Consider the following 15,718-nt stretch of genomic DNA (forward strand, 5'->3'; position numbering starts at 1 on the left):
CGCTCCCATGAATTTCCAAGCCGACGGTTATCTGTTCAAACCGCACGAGCAGCCCATCATGGCCGGCTCGCCCGCCTCGCCCGACCATCCAGCGCGGCGGCGTTTGGCGTATCTCTTGATCGGCCTTTTGCTGGCCGCCACGGCCGGCCTGCAAAACGGTTTGCTGATGGCCGCCCTGCCGCAGTTGCGCGGGCTGCTCGGCTTGTCGCCGCAGGAAGGCGGCTGGATTCAGGTAGCCTATTACATGACTTATGCCTGCATGAGCATTTTGCTGTTTAGGGTGCGCCAGCATTACGGCCTGCAGCGTTTTGTGCGGCTTACCCTGCTGCTGCTTTTGGCCGGCAATCTGTTGCAGGTGGTGTTTGAAAGCTATTTGGTCGAACTGCTCGCGCGCTCGGCCTCGGGGATTGCGGCCAGCGGACTGTTGGTATTGGCGGTGTTTTATCTGATGCAGGCCTTCACCGGCCAAGCCAAGCTGGCCGGCTTGGCGCTGGCTTTGGGCGTGATGCAGTTCGGCACCCCGCTGGCGCAAGTGTGGGTGCCCTTTCTGTTTGCCGCCGGCGGCATGCCGGCGGTGTTCGCGCTGCAGCTGGCCCTCACCCTGCTCTGCATCGGCCTGGTCATCCGCCTGCCGCTGCCGCCCGCCCCCACCGCCCGGGTAATGAGCTGGCTGGATTGGTTCAGCTTTGCCCTGTTTGCCTCCGGCATCGCTTTGTTGTGCGCGTTTTTGGTGCAGGGCCGCATTGTCTGGTGGACCACTTCCTGGCTGGGCTATCTGCTGGCCGGCGGCATCGCGCTCACCGGCACGGCGCTGTTGATCGAATGGCGGCGCAGCAAACCCATGTTGGACTTGCGCTGGATCGGTGCGCCGCAGATTCTGGCTTTCGGCCTCACCGGCGCCGTGGTGCGCCTGCTGACCTCCGAGCAAACCGTGGGCGCAGCCGGCCTGATGGCGGGTTTGGGCGTGGGCAGCCGCCAAATGGTGGCGTTTTACGGCGTGGTGTTGGCCGCTACCGTTTTCGGCTTGGTACTCAGCTTGGTGCGGCTGGACGTGAACGACATCCGCCGCCCGGTGGTGGTGGCGCTGCTCGGCATTGCCGTCGGCGCTTGGCTCGACATGCATTCCGGCGTGGACACGCGGCCCGAACAGCTGTATTTCAGCCAGGCGCTGATTGCGTTTTCGGCCATGTATTTTCTCGGCCCGATGATGCTGGAAGGCATGATCCGCGCTTTGGCCCGCGGGCCGAACTACATCATGAGTTTTTCCGCCGTCTTCGGCCTGTCGCAAACCTTGGGCGGCTTGGCCGGTGCGGCGCTGTGCACGGCCTTTCTCACCGTCCGCACCCGCACGCATCTGGCCGACATCACGCCCCACCTTACCCTAACCGACCCCAACGTCGCCCTGCATCTGCACGGCCTCGCCCTCAGCTTGGCGCCGCTTAGCAACAATGCCGCCGTACTGCAACAGCAGGCCGTCGGCACCTTGGTGCAGCAAGCGGCTACGCAGGCCATGGTGATGGCCTACAACGACTTGTTCGCCTTAATCGGCCTTTTGGCCGCCGCCGCATTTGTGTGCACCGGCCTGCTGTGGCTTGACCGCCGCCGGCGCGGCATCAACCTGCTGGCAGACGAAATCCAGCGTTTGGAAAGCATGCTGCTGCCGCAAAAATAGCTTTTCAGGTAGCCTGCAAACAGCGCCCGCCCCCAAACCCGATTCATGGATACCGATTGGATAGCCGATGAAACCCGACCCCACTCCCCCCGCCGCCGAAAAGGAAACCGAGCTGCCGCCCGAGCAGTGGCAGCCGAAAAAACACGGCTTGTTCGGCACGCTCGCCTTCAGCGCCGCCATTTTGGCCGGCGTGGCCGGCGCCCTGTACGCCTGGAAACTGCCGCCTTTTACCAGCAGCACCGTTTCCACCGAAAACGCCTATGTGCGCGGCCAAACCACCGTCATCAGCCCGCGGGTCAACGGCTATGTGAGTGAAGTGCTGGTCAGCGATTTTGCCGAAGTGAAGCAGGGCCAGCCGCTGGTGCGCATCGATGACGCCCCCTATCAGGCCAAAGTGGCGCAGGCCCAAGCCGGGCTGGCGGCGCAAGAAGCCAGCCTGTCGAATGTCGGCCAAACCCGCCGCTCCGCCCAAGCACAAATTCAAGCCAGGCAGGCCGCCCTGGCCAATGCGGAAAACCAGCTGCGCCTGGCTCAGGCCGATGTGCAGCGCCTCAACCGCGTGCGTGGCAGCGAAGGCATCGCCGAACGCGAATACGATGCGGCCGCCCGCAACCTGCAGCAGGCCGAAGCCGCCCTGGCTCAGGCCCGCGCCCAATACACCGTGGCGCAACAAGACAGCCTCAGCGTGAACAACGGCCAATCCGGCCTGAAAGCCGGTGTGGACAACGCCCGCGCGCTGTTGGCGTTGGCCGAGCAAGAGTTGTCGCACACCGTGGTGCGCGCCCCGGCCGACGGCAAACTCGGCGAATTGGGCGTGAAGCCCGGCCAGCTGGTGTCGGCCGGCAACCAACTGATGTTCCTGGTGCCGCCGCAGCGCTGGGTGGTGGCCAACTTTAAAGAAGCCGACACCGAACACATCCGCGTCGGCCAAACCGCCGTCATCCGCGTCGATGCCCTCGGCGGGCGCACCTTCAAAGGCAAAGTCAGCCACCTGGCGCCCGCCACCGCCGCCGAATTCAGCATCATCCGCGCCGACAGCGGCAACGGCAATTTCGTCAAAGTCGCCCAACGCATTGCCGTCAAAATCGAGCTGGATGCCGGCCAGCCGGATTTCGAACGCCTGCTGCCCGGTATGTCGGTAGAAGCCGAAGTGGACACCCGCTGATCCGCCCCTATTTTCCCCTGTCGGGCTACCTGAAAGCCTGCTGTTCCTACTTTCAGGTAGCCTGCTTACCACACCGGATGCCCATGATGCCGCCACCCCGTCTCCTCCCCCTTGCCGCCGCCCTTCTGTTGCTGGCCGGCTGTGCCGCCACCGGCGAACAGCCCGCGCTGCGCCAACCTGTCGCCGCCGAATCGCTCGGCCTCAGCCGGCAGCCGCTGGCACCGATTCCCGCCGACTGGTGGCGCGGTCTGAACGACCCCACCCTCAACCGCCTGCTGGAAACCACGCTGCAGCAGTCGCCCGATTTGGACGTAGCCGCCGCCCGTTTGCGGCAGGCACAAGCCGCGATTGAACTGGCCGATTCGCAACTCGGGCCGCAAGCGGCTTTGGCCGCCGACGGCAACGCCATCTACCACGACTTGCTCTCCCAGCGCTCCTCCATCGTCTCCCAACTGTTCGGCGAAACCATCTCGCGCGGCAGTCTGCAGCTGAAAGGCCAATGGTCGCTCGATTTGTGGGGGCAGCACCGCAGCGAATCGGCAGCCGCCCTGGGCAAAGAGCGGGCCACCGCTTACGAAACCGCCCATGCCCGCCTGCTGCTGGCCCAAGCCGTGACCGCGCAATACCTGCAACTGCAGGCTCTGCAAACGCAGCAAGCGCTGCTGCAACAGCGGCTAGCCGTGAAAAACGAACAAGAGCCGCTGTTGCGCGACCGCATCCGTGCCGGCTATCTGCCCGCCAGCCAGCTTTACCCGCTGCAGTCCGCACAACGGCAGTTTCAGGTAGCCATCCACGATCTGGATCACAAAGCAGCCCAAATCCGCCATGCCCTCGCCGCCCTCAGCGGCCAAAGCCCGACTGCGCTGGCCGAGCTGACCGCCGAATCGCCGCGTCCGCTGCCGCCGCCTCCGGCCCACACCCTCAGCGCCGATTTATTGGGCAAACGGCCGGACATCGCCGCGCAACGCGAGGCCATTTTGGCGCGCGGCCATTTGGTGGATGCCGCCCGCGCCCGTTTTTACCCCGACATCAAAATCAGCGCGCTGGCCGGCTGGTCCACCATCAAAATCGGCGAACTGCCCTCCTCCCGCTCGCTGATTGCCGGCCTGCTGCCCAGCATCAGCCTGCCCATTTTCACTTCCGGCGCCCTGCGGGCCAATCTGGCCCAAAAACAGGCGGAATTCGACGAACAGGTGGCCCGCTACAACAAAACCGTTTACCAAGCCCTGCGCGAAGCGGCCGATGCACTCAGCCATTACCAAGCCGCCCAAACCGCCGGCCGGCTCCAACAAGATACCGTCCGCCTGGCCGAACGCAGCGCCGCCGCCGCGCGCGACCGTTTCCGCGGCGGCCTGGACACCAAACTGGCCTGGCTCAGCGCACAGGATGAAGTGCTCAACACGCGCAGCCAGCTCGAACAAAGCCGTTTGCAGCAGCGCCTGGCCTGGGTCAGCCTGCATACCGCCTTCGGCGGCGGCTTCTCCTCGCCCGATACCCAAGCGGCCGAAACCGCCCGCTAAACCCGCCAGCAAAAATAAAGGCTACCTGAAACCTTTCAGGTAGCCTTTGCCGTTCACCTTTCCGCTTTACAGCATGCCTTTGGCTTTCAACACTTCCAGCATGGTGCTGCCCAATTCGGCGGGGCTGCGGGTGTAGGCCATGCCGGCTTTTTCAAAAGCGCGGAATTTCTCTTCGGCCGTGCCTTTGCCGCCGGAAATGATGGCGCCGGCGTGGCCCATGCGTTTGCCTTTGGGCGCGGTTACGCCGGCGATGTAGCCTACCACCGGTTTGCTGACGTTGCTTTGGATGAACTCGGCTGCTTCTTCTTCGGCGGTGCCGCCGATTTCACCGATCATGATGATGGCGTCGGTGTCCGGATCGTCTTGGAACAGTTTGAGGGCGTCGATTTGGTTCATGCCCGGAATCGGGTCGCCGCCGATGCCGATACAGGTCGATTGGCCCAAGCCCAGCTTGGTGGTTTGCGCCACGGCTTCGTAAGTCAGGGTGCCGGAGCGGGAGATGATGCCGATGCGGCCGGGTTGGTGGATGTGGCCGGGCATGATGCCGATTTTGCATTCGCCGGGGGTAATCACGCCGGGGCAGTTCGGGCCTACCAGACGGGTGCCGTTGCCGTTGGTTTCCAGGTAGCGTTTGGCTTTGAGCATGTCCAGCGTGGGCACGCCCTCGGTAATCACCACCACCAGTTGCACGCCGGCATCCACCGCTTCCACGATGGAATCGAGCACAAACGGCGCCGGCACGTAAATCACCGAAGCATCGGCGCCGGTTTCTTTCACCGCTTCTTTCATGGTGTTGAACACCGGCAGGTTGAGATGGGTTTGGCCGCCTTTGCCCGGGGTCACGCCGCCCACCACTTTGGTGCCGTAGGCAATCGCCTGCTCGGAGTGGAAGGTACCGTTTTTGCCGGTAAAGCCCTGTACCAGTACTTTGGTGTCTTTATTAATCAATACGCTCATTGTGTTCTCCTTAGGCTGTTACGGCTGCCACGATTTTTTCGGCGGCGTCATTCAAGCCGTCGGCAGAAGTCAGTTTCAAACCGGATTCGTTCAGAATTTGGGCGCCCAATTCGGCATTGTTGCCTTCCAGGCGCACCACCACCGGCACGGTGACGTTCACTTCTTTCACCGCCGCCACAATGGCCTCGGCAATCATGTCGCAACGCACGATGCCGCCGAAGATGTTGATCAGCACGCCTTGTACCGATTTGTCTTCCAAAATCAGTTTGAAGGCTTCCACCACGCGCTCTTTGGTAGCGCCGCCGCCCACGTCGAGGAAGTTGGCCGGCTGGCCGCCTTTCAGTTTGATGATGTCCATGGTGGCCATCGCCAAGCCGGCGCCGTTCACCATACAGCCGATATTGCCTTCCAGGGCCACATAGTTGAGGTCGAATTCGGAGGCTTTCAGCTCGCGCTCGTTTTCTTGCGATTTGTCGCGCAGGGCGGCGATTTTCGGCAGGCGGTACAGCGCATTGCTGTCGATGCCGATTTTGCCGTCCACGCAGGCCAGCTCGCCGTTTTCGCGCACCGCCAGCGGGTTGACTTCAAACAGGGCGAAGTCGTTTTCGATAAAGGCTTGGTAAGCGCCGGTCATCAGCTTCACAAAGGCGTTAATTTGTTTGTCTTTCAGGCCGAGTTGGAACGCCACTTCGCGCGCTTGGCAGGGTTGCAGGCCCACCAGCGGGTCCACGGTGACTTTAAAGATTTTTTCCGGGGTTTCTTCGGCCACTTTCTCAATTTCCACGCCGCCTTCGGTGGAAGCCATAAAGGTCACGCGGCGGGTAGAGCGGTCCACCACCGCGCCCAAATAGAGCTCGGTTTGTACCGGATACATGTCTTCGCACACCAAAACGCTGTTCACCGGCTGGCCGTTGGCGTCGGTTTGGTAGGTCACCAAGTGGGTGCCGATCAGGCTGTCGGCCACTTCTTTGGCCTCTTCGCGGCTTTTCACCACTTTCACGCCGCCGGCTTTGCCGCGGCCGCCGGCATGCACCTGGGCTTTGATCACGGCGAATTTGCCGCCCAATTTATCGTAAGCCGCCGCCGCCTCGTCGCCGTTGGCCGCCAAAATACCGCCCTGAACCGGCAGGCCGTAGCTGGCCAGCAGTTCTTTTGCCTGATACTCATGTAAATTCATCAGAGCTTCCTCATCAAAGGTTTCGGTTAAACACAAATGCGCAGCCGTCGTGCGGCGGCCACGCCAATCTGATACAAGACATAATCTTTCACTGCACGGCGCAGTATAGACCAAAAAGCGGGCGATTTCACGCCCGAATCGGTACGGCTTTCCCTCTCGGAGGCCGGCCGCAAAAGCAAAACAATGTTTTCGCTTGAAAACCTTTTGGGCAGTCTGATTCCCCGCCAACGGCGGCTTGCGGCCCTATCTTATGCGCCCGTCCGCAAGCCAAGCAGCCGCTGCATGGCGCCCGCAAGCTTTACCCGCCTTCCCGACCGTCTAAGCGCCTGTTCAGGCAAAACAATACTGCGTATAATCCGCCATTTTTTGTCCACATCAGCCCCGCAATTACGGGTTACCTGAAAGAAAACCACACCATGAAAAAAGTATTTATCCGCACCTTCGGCTGCCAAATGAACGAATACGACAGCGAAAAAATGCTGTCGGTGCTGGCCGAAGGCGACGACCTCGTGCAAGTGAGCGAAGCCGAAGAAGCCGACATCATTCTGTTCAACACCTGCTCCGTGCGCGAAAAAGCGCAGGAAAAAGTGTTTTCCGACCTAGGCCGCATCAAACCGCTGAAAGCCAAAAACCCCAACCTCATCATCGGCGTGGGCGGCTGCGTGGCTTCTCAGGAAGGCGAAGCGATTGTGAAACGCGCACCTTATGTGGACGTGGTGTTCGGCCCGCAAACCCTGCACCGCCTGCCGCAGATGATTGTGGACAAGGAAACCACCGGCCTCTCGCAAGTGGATATTTCTTTCCCCGAAATCGAAAAATTCGACCACCTGCCGCCGGCCCGCGTGGAAGGCGGTTCCGCATTCGTCTCGATTATGGAAGGCTGCTCGAAATATTGCAGCTTCTGCGTGGTACCCTATACCCGCGGCGAAGAGTTTTCGCGCCCTTTAAACGACGTGCTCACCGAAATCGCCAACCTTGCCCAACAAGGCGTGAAAGAAATCAATCTGCTGGGGCAAAACGTGAACGCCTACCGAGGCGCAATGGACGACGGCGGCATTTGCGACTTCGCCACCCTGCTGCGCATCGTGCATGAAATCCCCGGCATCGAGCGCATGCGTTTCACCACCAGCCACCCGCGCGAGTTTTCCGATGCGATTATCGAGTGCTACCGCGACCTGCCCAAGCTGGTATCGCACCTGCATTTGCCGGTGCAAAGCGGTTCCGACCGCGTGTTGAGCGCGATGAAACGCGGCTATACCGCGCTGGAATACAAATCCATCATCCGCAAACTGCGCGCCATCCGCCCCGATTTGTGCTTAAGCTCCGACTTTATCGTCGGCTTCCCTGGTGAAACCGAACGCGAATTCGAGCAAACGCTGAAGCTGGTGAAAGATGTGGCCTTCGATTTGAGCTTCGTCTTCATTTACAGCCCGCGCCCCGGCACGCCGGCCGCCAATCTGCCCGACGACACCCCGCATGAAGAAAAAGTGCGCCGTCTGGAAGCCTTAAACGAAGTGATCGAAGCCGAAACCGCCCGCATCAACCAAAGCATGCTCGGCACGGTGCAACGCTGTTTGGTGGAAGGTATTTCCAAAAAAGACCCCGACCAACTGCAAGCACGCACCGCCAACAACCGCGTGGTGAACTTCACCGGCCACCCGCGCCTGATCAACCAAATGGTGGACCTGGAAATCACCGAAGCCTTCACCTTCTCCCTGCGCGGCAAAATCGTCACCCGAGACGAATAAACCTGCCACACGCCATCGCAATCAAGCAGGGGCTACCTGAAAACATCTTTTTCAGGTAGCCCCTGCTTGATTAACGGCTTAATTCGGATTTTGCTTGCTTCCTCTTCTTTGCCTACTCAGCCCAAAGAAAAGAAATGACCTGAAACCTTTCAACAGCCCTTTGACTCCACACTCATGCCACAAGAGAGCATTTTGACCTTCAATTCTTCAGGCCTACGCTAAGGTCTGTCTATGCTGTAGCTGGTTCTTTTAGGGAGTTATGCTGCTGTGTCTGCGATAAAAATCATTCCGTTATGTTTTTATCGTCTATATTTTCATCATGGCCGTTCATTCTGATAAAAAAACAAATCCTTATTCTTTAGCATATAGGGAACGACTGTATTTATTTTAAAATAATAAAAACAACAGACATCATAAAATAGGCCAAGCAAAGCACTGGCGGAAAAATTTGGGCATAAAAATCCCAGTAATTTTGATGTTTATTGGATTCAGGGAAAAAAGCTTCTACATCATTTTTTAAGTGCATGTCGGGAGACAAATAAAAATATGATTTATGCTTATCCGAAATTCTTATCATGAATACTTTTCTAGAGTTATATTGATATAAATTATAATTGAATTGTTTGCCTAACTTTACTTCAATATTATTCCCATCTCTGATCAAAATATTTTCATCGGATTTTAGAAAACAAACTTTCTTCATCGTACTTTTCATAACGATGATCAAAAAACCGAATATTATAGAAAGCAATAAAATAATGAATCGTGTTTGACTGACCGTGTCTTCAATATTGATCCATTTCAATATGGATAATGCAATCGGAAAAAGCATACAAATAGTGAACGCACTTGCCCAAAAAGAATATTTCACATCAAAACTGTCAATTCTAATTTCTTGATCTTTCATTTTGATTCATCAGCCTCCATACCCGTGCCGCCACAGCCTACAAAAACAAGGCCAACAAATCGTTTAAAAACCGCCGCCCCAAAGCAGTCGGCCTCAATACGGTCGGGTCGGCATCCAACAGGCTGCGGCTGGTGGCGGTGCCCAAAGCGTGCGCCACCACCGCCAACGGCAGGCCGGTGCGCTCGGCAAACAGAGCGGCGGGCACACCTTGCTTCAGACGCAAAGCGTTCATCATGAACTCAAACGGCAGCTCGTCGGCGGCTACCTGAAACCGCTCCACCGCTGCTTCGGGGCGGCCCTGCATGGCGGCTAGATAATCTTTCGGGTGGCGGCTGCGGGTGGTGCGTTCGATGCCGGCATGGCTGCTGATTTTGCCGTGTGCACCGGCACCGATGCCCACATAATCGCCGAACTGCCAGTAGTTCAGATTGTGGCGGCCGTATTGGCCGTCGCGGGCGAAGGCGCTGGTTTCGTAGTGTTCGAAACCCGCCTGCAGCAAGGTGCGGTGTACGGCTTCTTCAATGTCCAAAGCGGCATCGTCGGCGGGCAGATTGGCCGGCGGCCGGTGGCCGAAAGCGGTATTCGGCTCCATGGTCAGGTGATAGGCGCTGATGTGGCGTACGCCGGTGGCCACCGCCGTTTCCACGTCACGCACCGCCTCGGCCACGCTCTGCCCCGGCAGCGCATACATCAAATCGGCGTTGACCTGAGGGAAAATGCCCAAAGCCGCTTCAACCGCCGCCAGCGCTTCGCCGCCGTTGTGGATGCGGCCTAGGGCGGCGAGCTTGGCGGAATCGAAACTCTGCACGCCGATGGACAACCGCGTCACGCCGGCGTCTGCAAAACCGCGGAACTTCTCGCGTTCGAAGGTACCGGGGTTGGCCTCCATGGTGATTTCCGCGTCCGGCTGCAACCTAAGCAAGGCACGGATGCCGTTGAGCAGGTGCTCGATGGCCGCAGCGGAAAACACGCTGGGCGTGCCGCCGCCGATAAACACCGTCTCCACCGCCCGGCCCCAGATATACGGCAGCTCATACTGCAAATCGGTCAGCAGGGCCTGCACATAGGCGGCCTCATCCACGCCTTGGCGGATTTGGTGCGAATTGAAGTCGCAATATGGGCATTTTTGGATGCACCAAGGAATGTGGACATACAGAGACAAAGGCGGCAAGGCGGCCAATTGCGGTGTGTGGCGGACGGAAAGCGTCATAACAAACTCTGGAAAAACGGCAAAGGCTACCTGAAAGTTTCAGGTAGCCTGCCCATAACAATCTAAGGGCTTGTTCACAGTCTTCTTGTGAATCCGACGCCGCAGGCAGGGTTTTATACCCAACACCGCCGCCGCAATGCAGACTTTAAACAGGCACTAAAAAACGCAGCGATTATAGCCCGACTTCAGGTAGCCTGCCACAGCGGCCGGCGCATTTTCAACCAGCCGTCAAACAGGCTCACGCACAAGGCCAGCCAAATCAGACCGTAAGTCAGCAGCGACTGCTCGGCCACCGGCACTTTCAGCAAGGTCACCGACAAGGCAAACAGCAGCGCCGGCTCCAAATAGCTCAGCATGCCGAACAGCGGCACCGGCAGCAGCCGGCTGGCGTGCAGGTTCAACTGCATGGAAGCGGCGCTGATCAGGCCCAGCAGCGGCACCAACAGCCAATATTTCGACGGCGCGGCCAACTGCCCCAAGCTGCCCTGCTGAACCAGATAAACCAAGGCAAACGGCGCAATCAGGCTCAAATCAATCAACAGGCCGGTTAAGGCCGGCACGCCCTGCTGGCGGCGCAACAGGTAATACACCGGATAGGTGAGGCACACCCACAACGTGGCCCAAGAAAACGCATGGGTCTGCCACAATTCGTGCGCCACCCCCGCGCCGGCCAAGGCCACCGCCAACCACTGCACCGGCGTCACCTGTTGGCGCAAAAACAGCCAGCCGCACAACACCATCATCAGCGGAAACAGAAAATAGCCCATCGCTACGTCCACACCGTAACCGTTTACCGGCCCCCACATAAACAGCCACAGCTGGCTGGCAATAATCGGCGTGGGCAACACAATCAACAGCCATTTGCGCCAATTGCGGCCGGTTTGACGGATAAAGCGGAAAAAGTCACCCTGCGAACGGGTGGCAAACAGCAGCAGCCACAAAGCGCCGAGCATGGCCAGCATACGCCAGGCAAACACATCGGTGCCGTTCATCGGAGCCATCCAGCCGCTGTAGAGATACAGCACGCCGAACAGAATATTGGACAATAAAGCCGCCCAAACGCCTTGTTTGATTACATCCATGTTTTCTCAATCTTCAATGCCGCAGCCGTGTGCTTTCAGGTAGCCTGCAACTGCTGCTTAGGAAAGGCGGCATTATAGAAGCGGACAACAGAGAAAATTTTTCTCATTCTGACAATTTATGAAATAATTTCCCCATCTTTCAAACCTGATGAAAAAATTTACCGAAAATGAGCCAATACGAATTAGACAAACTCGACCGCCAGATTCTCAACGCCCTGCAAAGCGATGCCACCGTGCCGCTGAAGGTGTTGGCCGAACAGCTCAATTCTTCCGTGGCCACCTGCCAGCGCCGCATCAGCCGCATGCAGGCCGACGGCGTGATCACCAAACAGGTGGTGTTGGTGAACCCCGCCGCAGTCGGCCGCAGCCTGAGCGTGTTTGTGGCGGTGGAAATGGACAGCCAAAGCGCGGCGCGCCAAGACGCTTTTGTGCGCAGCATGGAAAAAGAAGCCGATGTGGTGAGCTGCTACGAAATCTCCGGCGAGCACGACTATATGCTTTTGGTGCACGCCCGCGACATGGCCGACTACCACCGCTTCACCCGCCGCGTGTTGGTATCCGAAAACAATGTGCGCAGCTTCAAAAGCCAGTTTGTGATGAATTTCAACAAGGTGGAAACCAAAATCAGTTTATAAGATTGGCCCTGCGGCTTTCAGGTAGCCTGAGACCTGAAAGCCGCAGGGCCAGCCTCAGTCACATTCATAAAACGACGTGGCTCCTGATATAAGGGAACCACGCCGTTTGTATTGCTTACTGCGATGTTGGGGCTACCTGAAAACCGCTACCAGCCCACGCCTACCTGCCGTTCGCCCAACAGGCCGCTGAGGGCCGCCAATAATTCGGGCGTCAGCGCCGGCTGCCATTCCACCTGCGGGATCAGTTCGCCGCGGGCGGTGGCGTTACGGTATTGCAAACGCAGCGGCACGCGCTTGCCTTCGCCGCCCTGATGTTCGCGCAACAGGCCGGCCAACCGGCGGATGTCGTGCTGCGGCTCCAGCTTCAATGTCAACACGCGGGCGTAGCGGCTGCGGGCTTCCTGCAGGGTGTGCACTTGGTTCGCCACGATGCGCAGCCCGTCTTCGCCGCCGTAGTCGTCTTTGCTCACCCGGCATTCGGCAATCAGCACTTGGTCGGCGCGTAAGGTGTCGCGGCCGATTTGCTCCAAGGTTTCGCCGGTTACCATCACTTCCACCCTGCCGCCTTCGTCTTCCAAAGTCACAAAAGTGATCTTGCCGCGCTTGCCCATCATGCTGCGCACCGCAGTGGCGAAACCGGCCACCCGCACGCCGTCTTTCGGTTCGAGCTTGGCCAAGGGCGTGGGCGCCAACTGGCGGACTTCGGCGGCAAAGGGCCCGAAGGGGTGGCCGGAAAAATAAAAGCCCATGGCCTGCTTTTCTTCCATCAGCTGGGTGGCCTCGCTCCAAGCCGGTACCTCCGCCATTTCCACCGGTGCAATCGCGTCTTCGATGAAATCGAACAGGCCGCCTTGGTTGGCATTGTCGGCTTTCTGCTCGGCCTGCGTCATCGCCAGATCGATATTGGCCAGCAGCTTGGCGCGGTTGGGCTCCAAACGGTCGAATGCGCCGGCGCGCACCAAAGCTTCGATGGTGCGGCGGTTGATGTGCTGCTTGCCCACCCGCTCGCAGAAATCGAACAGGCCGGCAAACGGCCCGCCGCTGTCGCGCGCCGCCACAATCGCCTCCACCGCCGCCTCGCCCGTGCCTTTGATGGCACCGAGCGCATAGCGGATTTCACGGCGGTTGTTGGGGATAAAGCGGTAGCCGGAAGCGTTGACGTCCGGCGGCAGGAAGCGGATGCCGTTGGCGCAGGCATCGTCGTAGAAATGCTTGAGCTGGTCGGTATTGTCCAATTCGCTCGACATGGTGGCCGCCATAAACTCGGCCGGATAATGCGCTTTCAGCCAGGCGGTTTGGTAGGAAATCAGCGCGTAGGCGGCGGCATGCGATTTATTGAAGCCGTAGCCGGCGAACTTTTCCATGTAGTCGAAAATTTCGTCGGCCTTTGCGCGGTCGATGCCCTGTTTGGCCGCGCCTTCGGCAAAGATTTCGCGGTGCTTGGCCATTTCTTCCGGCTTTTTCTTGCCCATCGCGCGGCGCAACAGGTCGGCGCCGCCGAGCGAATAGCCGCCGATCACCTGCGCGGCCTGCATCACCTGTTCCTGATACACCATAATGCCGTAAGTGGGCGCCAACACCGGCTCCAACAGCGGGTGCAGGTATTCGAATTTCCCGCCCTTCATGCGGGCGACAAAGTCGGGGATATTGTCCATCGGGCCGGGGCGGTAGAGCGACACAAAGGCAATCAGCTCTTCAAACTTGGTGGTGCGCGCCGTTTTCAGCATTTTTTTCATGCCGGTGGATTCAAACTGAAACACGGCGGTGGTATTGGCTTTGCGGAATACCTCGTAAGCGGTTTGGTCTTCCAGCGAAATGCGGTTGACGTCCACCTCCTCGCCGGTGGTGCTGCGGATGAATTCCTGCGCCATCTCGATGATGGTGAGGTTGCGCAGGCCGAGGAAGTCGAACTTCACCAAGCCGATGTCTTCCACGTCGCCCTTGTCATACATCGACACCGGCGAGGCGGATTCGTCGGCCTGATACACCGGGCAGAAATCGGCGATTTTGCCCGGCGCAATCAGCACCCCGCCCGCGTGCATGCCCAGCCCGCGCGTGAGGTCTTCCAGCTTTTTCGCCAGCTCCATCAGCTCTTCGGCTTCTTCTTCCTCAATCAGCTGGGCGATTTCCGGCTCGGCTGCCATCGCCTTTTCCAAACTCAGCGGTTTGTTGGCCTCCAAAGGAATCAGTTTCGAGAGTTTGTCGCACAGGCCGAAAGGCAGCTCCAACACCCGGCCAACGTCGCGGATCACCGCTTTCGACGACAGCGTGCCGAAAGTCACAATCTGGCTCACCGCGGCAAAACCGTATTTGTCGCGCACATACTCGATCACCCGCCCGCGGTTGCTCTGGCAGAAGTCAATATCGAAGTCGGGCATCGACACCCGCTCCGGATTGAGAAAGCGCTCGAACAGCAGCGCGTATTTGAGCGGATCCAAATCGGTGATGTTCAGGGCATAAGCCACCAGCGAGCCGGCACCCGAACCGCGGCCGGGGCCCACCGGGCAGCCGTTTTGCTTGGCCCAGTTGATGAAGTCCTGCACGATGAGGAAATAGCCCGGAAAACCCATCTGGATAATGGTTTTCAGCTCGAAATCAAGGCGCTGTTGGTATTCAGGCAGCCTGTCGGCGCGCTCCTGCTCATCAGGATACAGCTGCGCCATGCGCTGCTGCAGGCCCTCGTTGGCCAGCTGGATCAGATAATCGTCCAAGCTCATGCCGTCGGGCGTGGGAAACTGGGGCAGGAAGTTTTTGCCCAAAGTGAGCGTGAGGTTGCAGCGTTTGGCAATCTCCACCGTGTTCTGCAACGCCTCGGGCAAATCGGCAAAACGGGCGGTTACTTCTTCCGGCGAAGCGAAATACTGGCCGGGCGCGAAATCGCGCGGCCTTTTTTTGTCGGACAGCACCCAGCCGCCGGCAATGCACACCCGCGCATCGTGGGCCTTGAAGTCATCGGAGTTGAGAAACTGCGCCGGATGGGTGGCCACCACCGGCAAATTCAATTCCGCCGCCAATGCCACGCTGCCCGACACCGCCGCTTCCCATTCCGGCCGCTCCGGCAACCGCTGCAGCTCCAGATAAAACGCATCGGGAAACCAAGCCGCGTATTTTTGCGCCGCCGCCTTCGCTTCGGCCGCATGGCCGTTGAGCAGCAGCCGGCCGACTTCGCCCAAATGCGCGCCGGACAAACAAATCAGGCCGCTGTTGTCGCCCTCTGCCAGCCAGGCCGGCTCCAGCTCGGCATGGCTGCGGTTACGGTCTTCGCCCACATAGGCGCGGGTCAGCAGTTCGCACAGACGGCGGTAGCCCGCTTCGTTTTTTACCAGCAGCAGGGCGCGGAAAGGCTGCTCCGGCTGCGCCGCGTTCGCCAGCCACACATCCGCCCCCATCACCGGCTTGATGCCGGCGCCGCGGCAGGCTTTGTAAAACTTGACCAGGCCGAAAGTGTTCATCAAATCGCTGATGCCCAAAGCCGGCAAACCGAAAGCCGCTGCTTTTTTCACCAGCTCTTTGATGCGCAAAGTGCCGTCGGTAATCGAAAATTCGGTGTGCTGTCGCAACGGGATATACAGGGGCGCGGTCATGTTTTCAGGTAGCCTTATCGGGGAGACGCAAAAAAGGGGCGCATTTTACCGCATCCCCTGC

General features: G+C 59.1%; 11 protein-coding genes. 5 read left to right on the forward strand and 6 right to left on the reverse strand.

The window, feature by feature from the left end:
- Positions 1-7: 7 nt before the first annotated feature.
- The 3 genes from H3L94_RS06270 to H3L94_RS06280 all read left to right on the forward strand — a co-directional run bounded on the left by H3L94_RS06270 (position 8) and on the right by H3L94_RS06280 (position 4,357).
- Entirely contained in the window at positions 8-1,672 is a 1,665-nt protein-coding gene (locus H3L94_RS06270) for an MFS transporter (protein ID WP_182121318.1), read from the forward strand.
- 67 nt (positions 1,673-1,739) lie between these two features.
- Entirely contained in the window at positions 1,740-2,837 is a 1,098-nt protein-coding gene (locus tag H3L94_RS06275) for an HlyD family secretion protein (protein ID WP_182121319.1), read from the forward strand.
- An 83-nt stretch (positions 2,838-2,920) separates the two neighbouring features.
- Positions 2,921-4,357 (forward strand): efflux transporter outer membrane subunit, encoded by a 1,437-nt coding sequence (locus H3L94_RS06280; protein ID WP_244958720.1) that lies wholly within the window; start codon positions 2,921-2,923, stop codon positions 4,355-4,357.
- Between the two features lie 66 nt (positions 4,358-4,423).
- Here the strand turns inward: H3L94_RS06280 and sucD are convergent, their stop codons facing one another.
- Together sucD and sucC are read right to left on the reverse strand one after the other, a co-directional pair.
- Positions 4,424-5,314, reverse strand: a complete 891-nt coding sequence (gene sucD / locus H3L94_RS06285; RefSeq protein WP_009117893.1) for a succinate--CoA ligase subunit alpha — start codon at positions 5,312-5,314, stop codon at positions 4,424-4,426.
- A gap of 10 nt (positions 5,315-5,324) precedes the next feature.
- Positions 5,325-6,491 carry an ADP-forming succinate--CoA ligase subunit beta gene (gene sucC, locus H3L94_RS06290; RefSeq protein WP_182121321.1) on the reverse strand — a complete coding sequence of 389 codons (1,167 nt, stop codon included), beginning with the start codon at positions 6,489-6,491 and terminating at the stop codon, positions 5,325-5,327.
- A gap of 416 nt (positions 6,492-6,907) precedes the next feature.
- Between sucC and miaB the strand changes: the two genes are divergently transcribed.
- Entirely contained in the window at positions 6,908-8,239 is a 1,332-nt protein-coding gene (gene miaB, locus H3L94_RS06295) for a tRNA (N6-isopentenyl adenosine(37)-C2)-methylthiotransferase MiaB (RefSeq protein WP_009117890.1), read from the forward strand.
- Between the two features lie 382 nt (positions 8,240-8,621).
- On the opposite strand, the gene H3L94_RS06300 is transcribed toward miaB, so the two are convergent.
- From H3L94_RS06300 to rarD, 3 genes are all read right to left on the reverse strand, one after another.
- Entirely contained in the window at positions 8,622-9,146 is a 525-nt protein-coding gene (locus H3L94_RS06300) for a hypothetical protein (protein WP_182121322.1), read from the reverse strand.
- A 37-nt stretch (positions 9,147-9,183) separates the two neighbouring features.
- Entirely contained in the window at positions 9,184-10,356 is a 1,173-nt protein-coding gene (gene hemW / locus H3L94_RS06305) for a radical SAM family heme chaperone HemW (RefSeq protein ID WP_182121323.1), read from the reverse strand.
- A 185-nt stretch (positions 10,357-10,541) separates the two neighbouring features.
- Positions 10,542-11,438, reverse strand: coding sequence for an EamA family transporter RarD (gene rarD, locus H3L94_RS06310; RefSeq protein WP_182121324.1), 897 nt, complete (start codon positions 11,436-11,438; stop codon positions 10,542-10,544).
- 167 nt (positions 11,439-11,605) lie between these two features.
- On the opposite strand from rarD, the gene H3L94_RS06315 reads away from it, so the two are divergent.
- Positions 11,606-12,073 carry an Lrp/AsnC family transcriptional regulator gene (locus tag H3L94_RS06315; protein WP_009117884.1) on the forward strand — a complete coding sequence of 156 codons (468 nt, stop codon included), beginning with the start codon at positions 11,606-11,608 and terminating at the stop codon, positions 12,071-12,073.
- Between the two features lie 146 nt (positions 12,074-12,219).
- Here the strand turns inward: H3L94_RS06315 and dnaE are convergent, their stop codons facing one another.
- Positions 12,220-15,657, reverse strand: a complete 3,438-nt coding sequence (gene dnaE / locus H3L94_RS06320) for a DNA polymerase III subunit alpha (protein ID WP_182121325.1) — start codon at positions 15,655-15,657, stop codon at positions 12,220-12,222.
- Between the last annotated feature and the right edge of the window lie 61 nt (positions 15,658-15,718).

This window comes from Neisseria shayeganii (assembly GCF_014054965.1).
GTDB lineage: Bacteria > Pseudomonadota > Gammaproteobacteria > Burkholderiales > Neisseriaceae > Eikenella > Eikenella shayeganii.

Coding starts and splice junctions, on each gene's coding strand:
- H3L94_RS06270 (WP_182121318.1), top strand. CDS start 8: ATGAATTTCCAAGCCGACGGTTATCTGTTCAAACCGCACGAGCAGCCC.
- H3L94_RS06275 (WP_182121319.1), top strand. CDS start 1,740: ATGAAACCCGACCCCACTCCCCCCGCCGCCGAAAAGGAAACCGAGCTG.
- H3L94_RS06280 (WP_244958720.1), top strand. CDS start 2,921: ATGATGCCGCCACCCCGTCTCCTCCCCCTTGCCGCCGCCCTTCTGTTG.
- sucD (WP_009117893.1), bottom strand. CDS start 5,314: ATGAGCGTATTGATTAATAAAGACACCAAAGTACTGGTACAGGGCTTT.
- sucC (WP_182121321.1), bottom strand. CDS start 6,491: ATGAATTTACATGAGTATCAGGCAAAAGAACTGCTGGCCAGCTACGGC.
- miaB (WP_009117890.1), top strand. CDS start 6,908: ATGAAAAAAGTATTTATCCGCACCTTCGGCTGCCAAATGAACGAATAC.
- H3L94_RS06300 (WP_182121322.1), bottom strand. CDS start 9,146: ATGAAAGATCAAGAAATTAGAATTGACAGTTTTGATGTGAAATATTCT.
- hemW (WP_182121323.1), bottom strand. CDS start 10,356: ATGACGCTTTCCGTCCGCCACACACCGCAATTGGCCGCCTTGCCGCCT.
- rarD (WP_182121324.1), bottom strand. CDS start 11,438: ATGGATGTAATCAAACAAGGCGTTTGGGCGGCTTTATTGTCCAATATT.
- H3L94_RS06315 (WP_009117884.1), top strand. CDS start 11,606: ATGAGCCAATACGAATTAGACAAACTCGACCGCCAGATTCTCAACGCC.
- dnaE (WP_182121325.1), bottom strand. CDS start 15,657: ATGACCGCGCCCCTGTATATCCCGTTGCGACAGCACACCGAATTTTCG.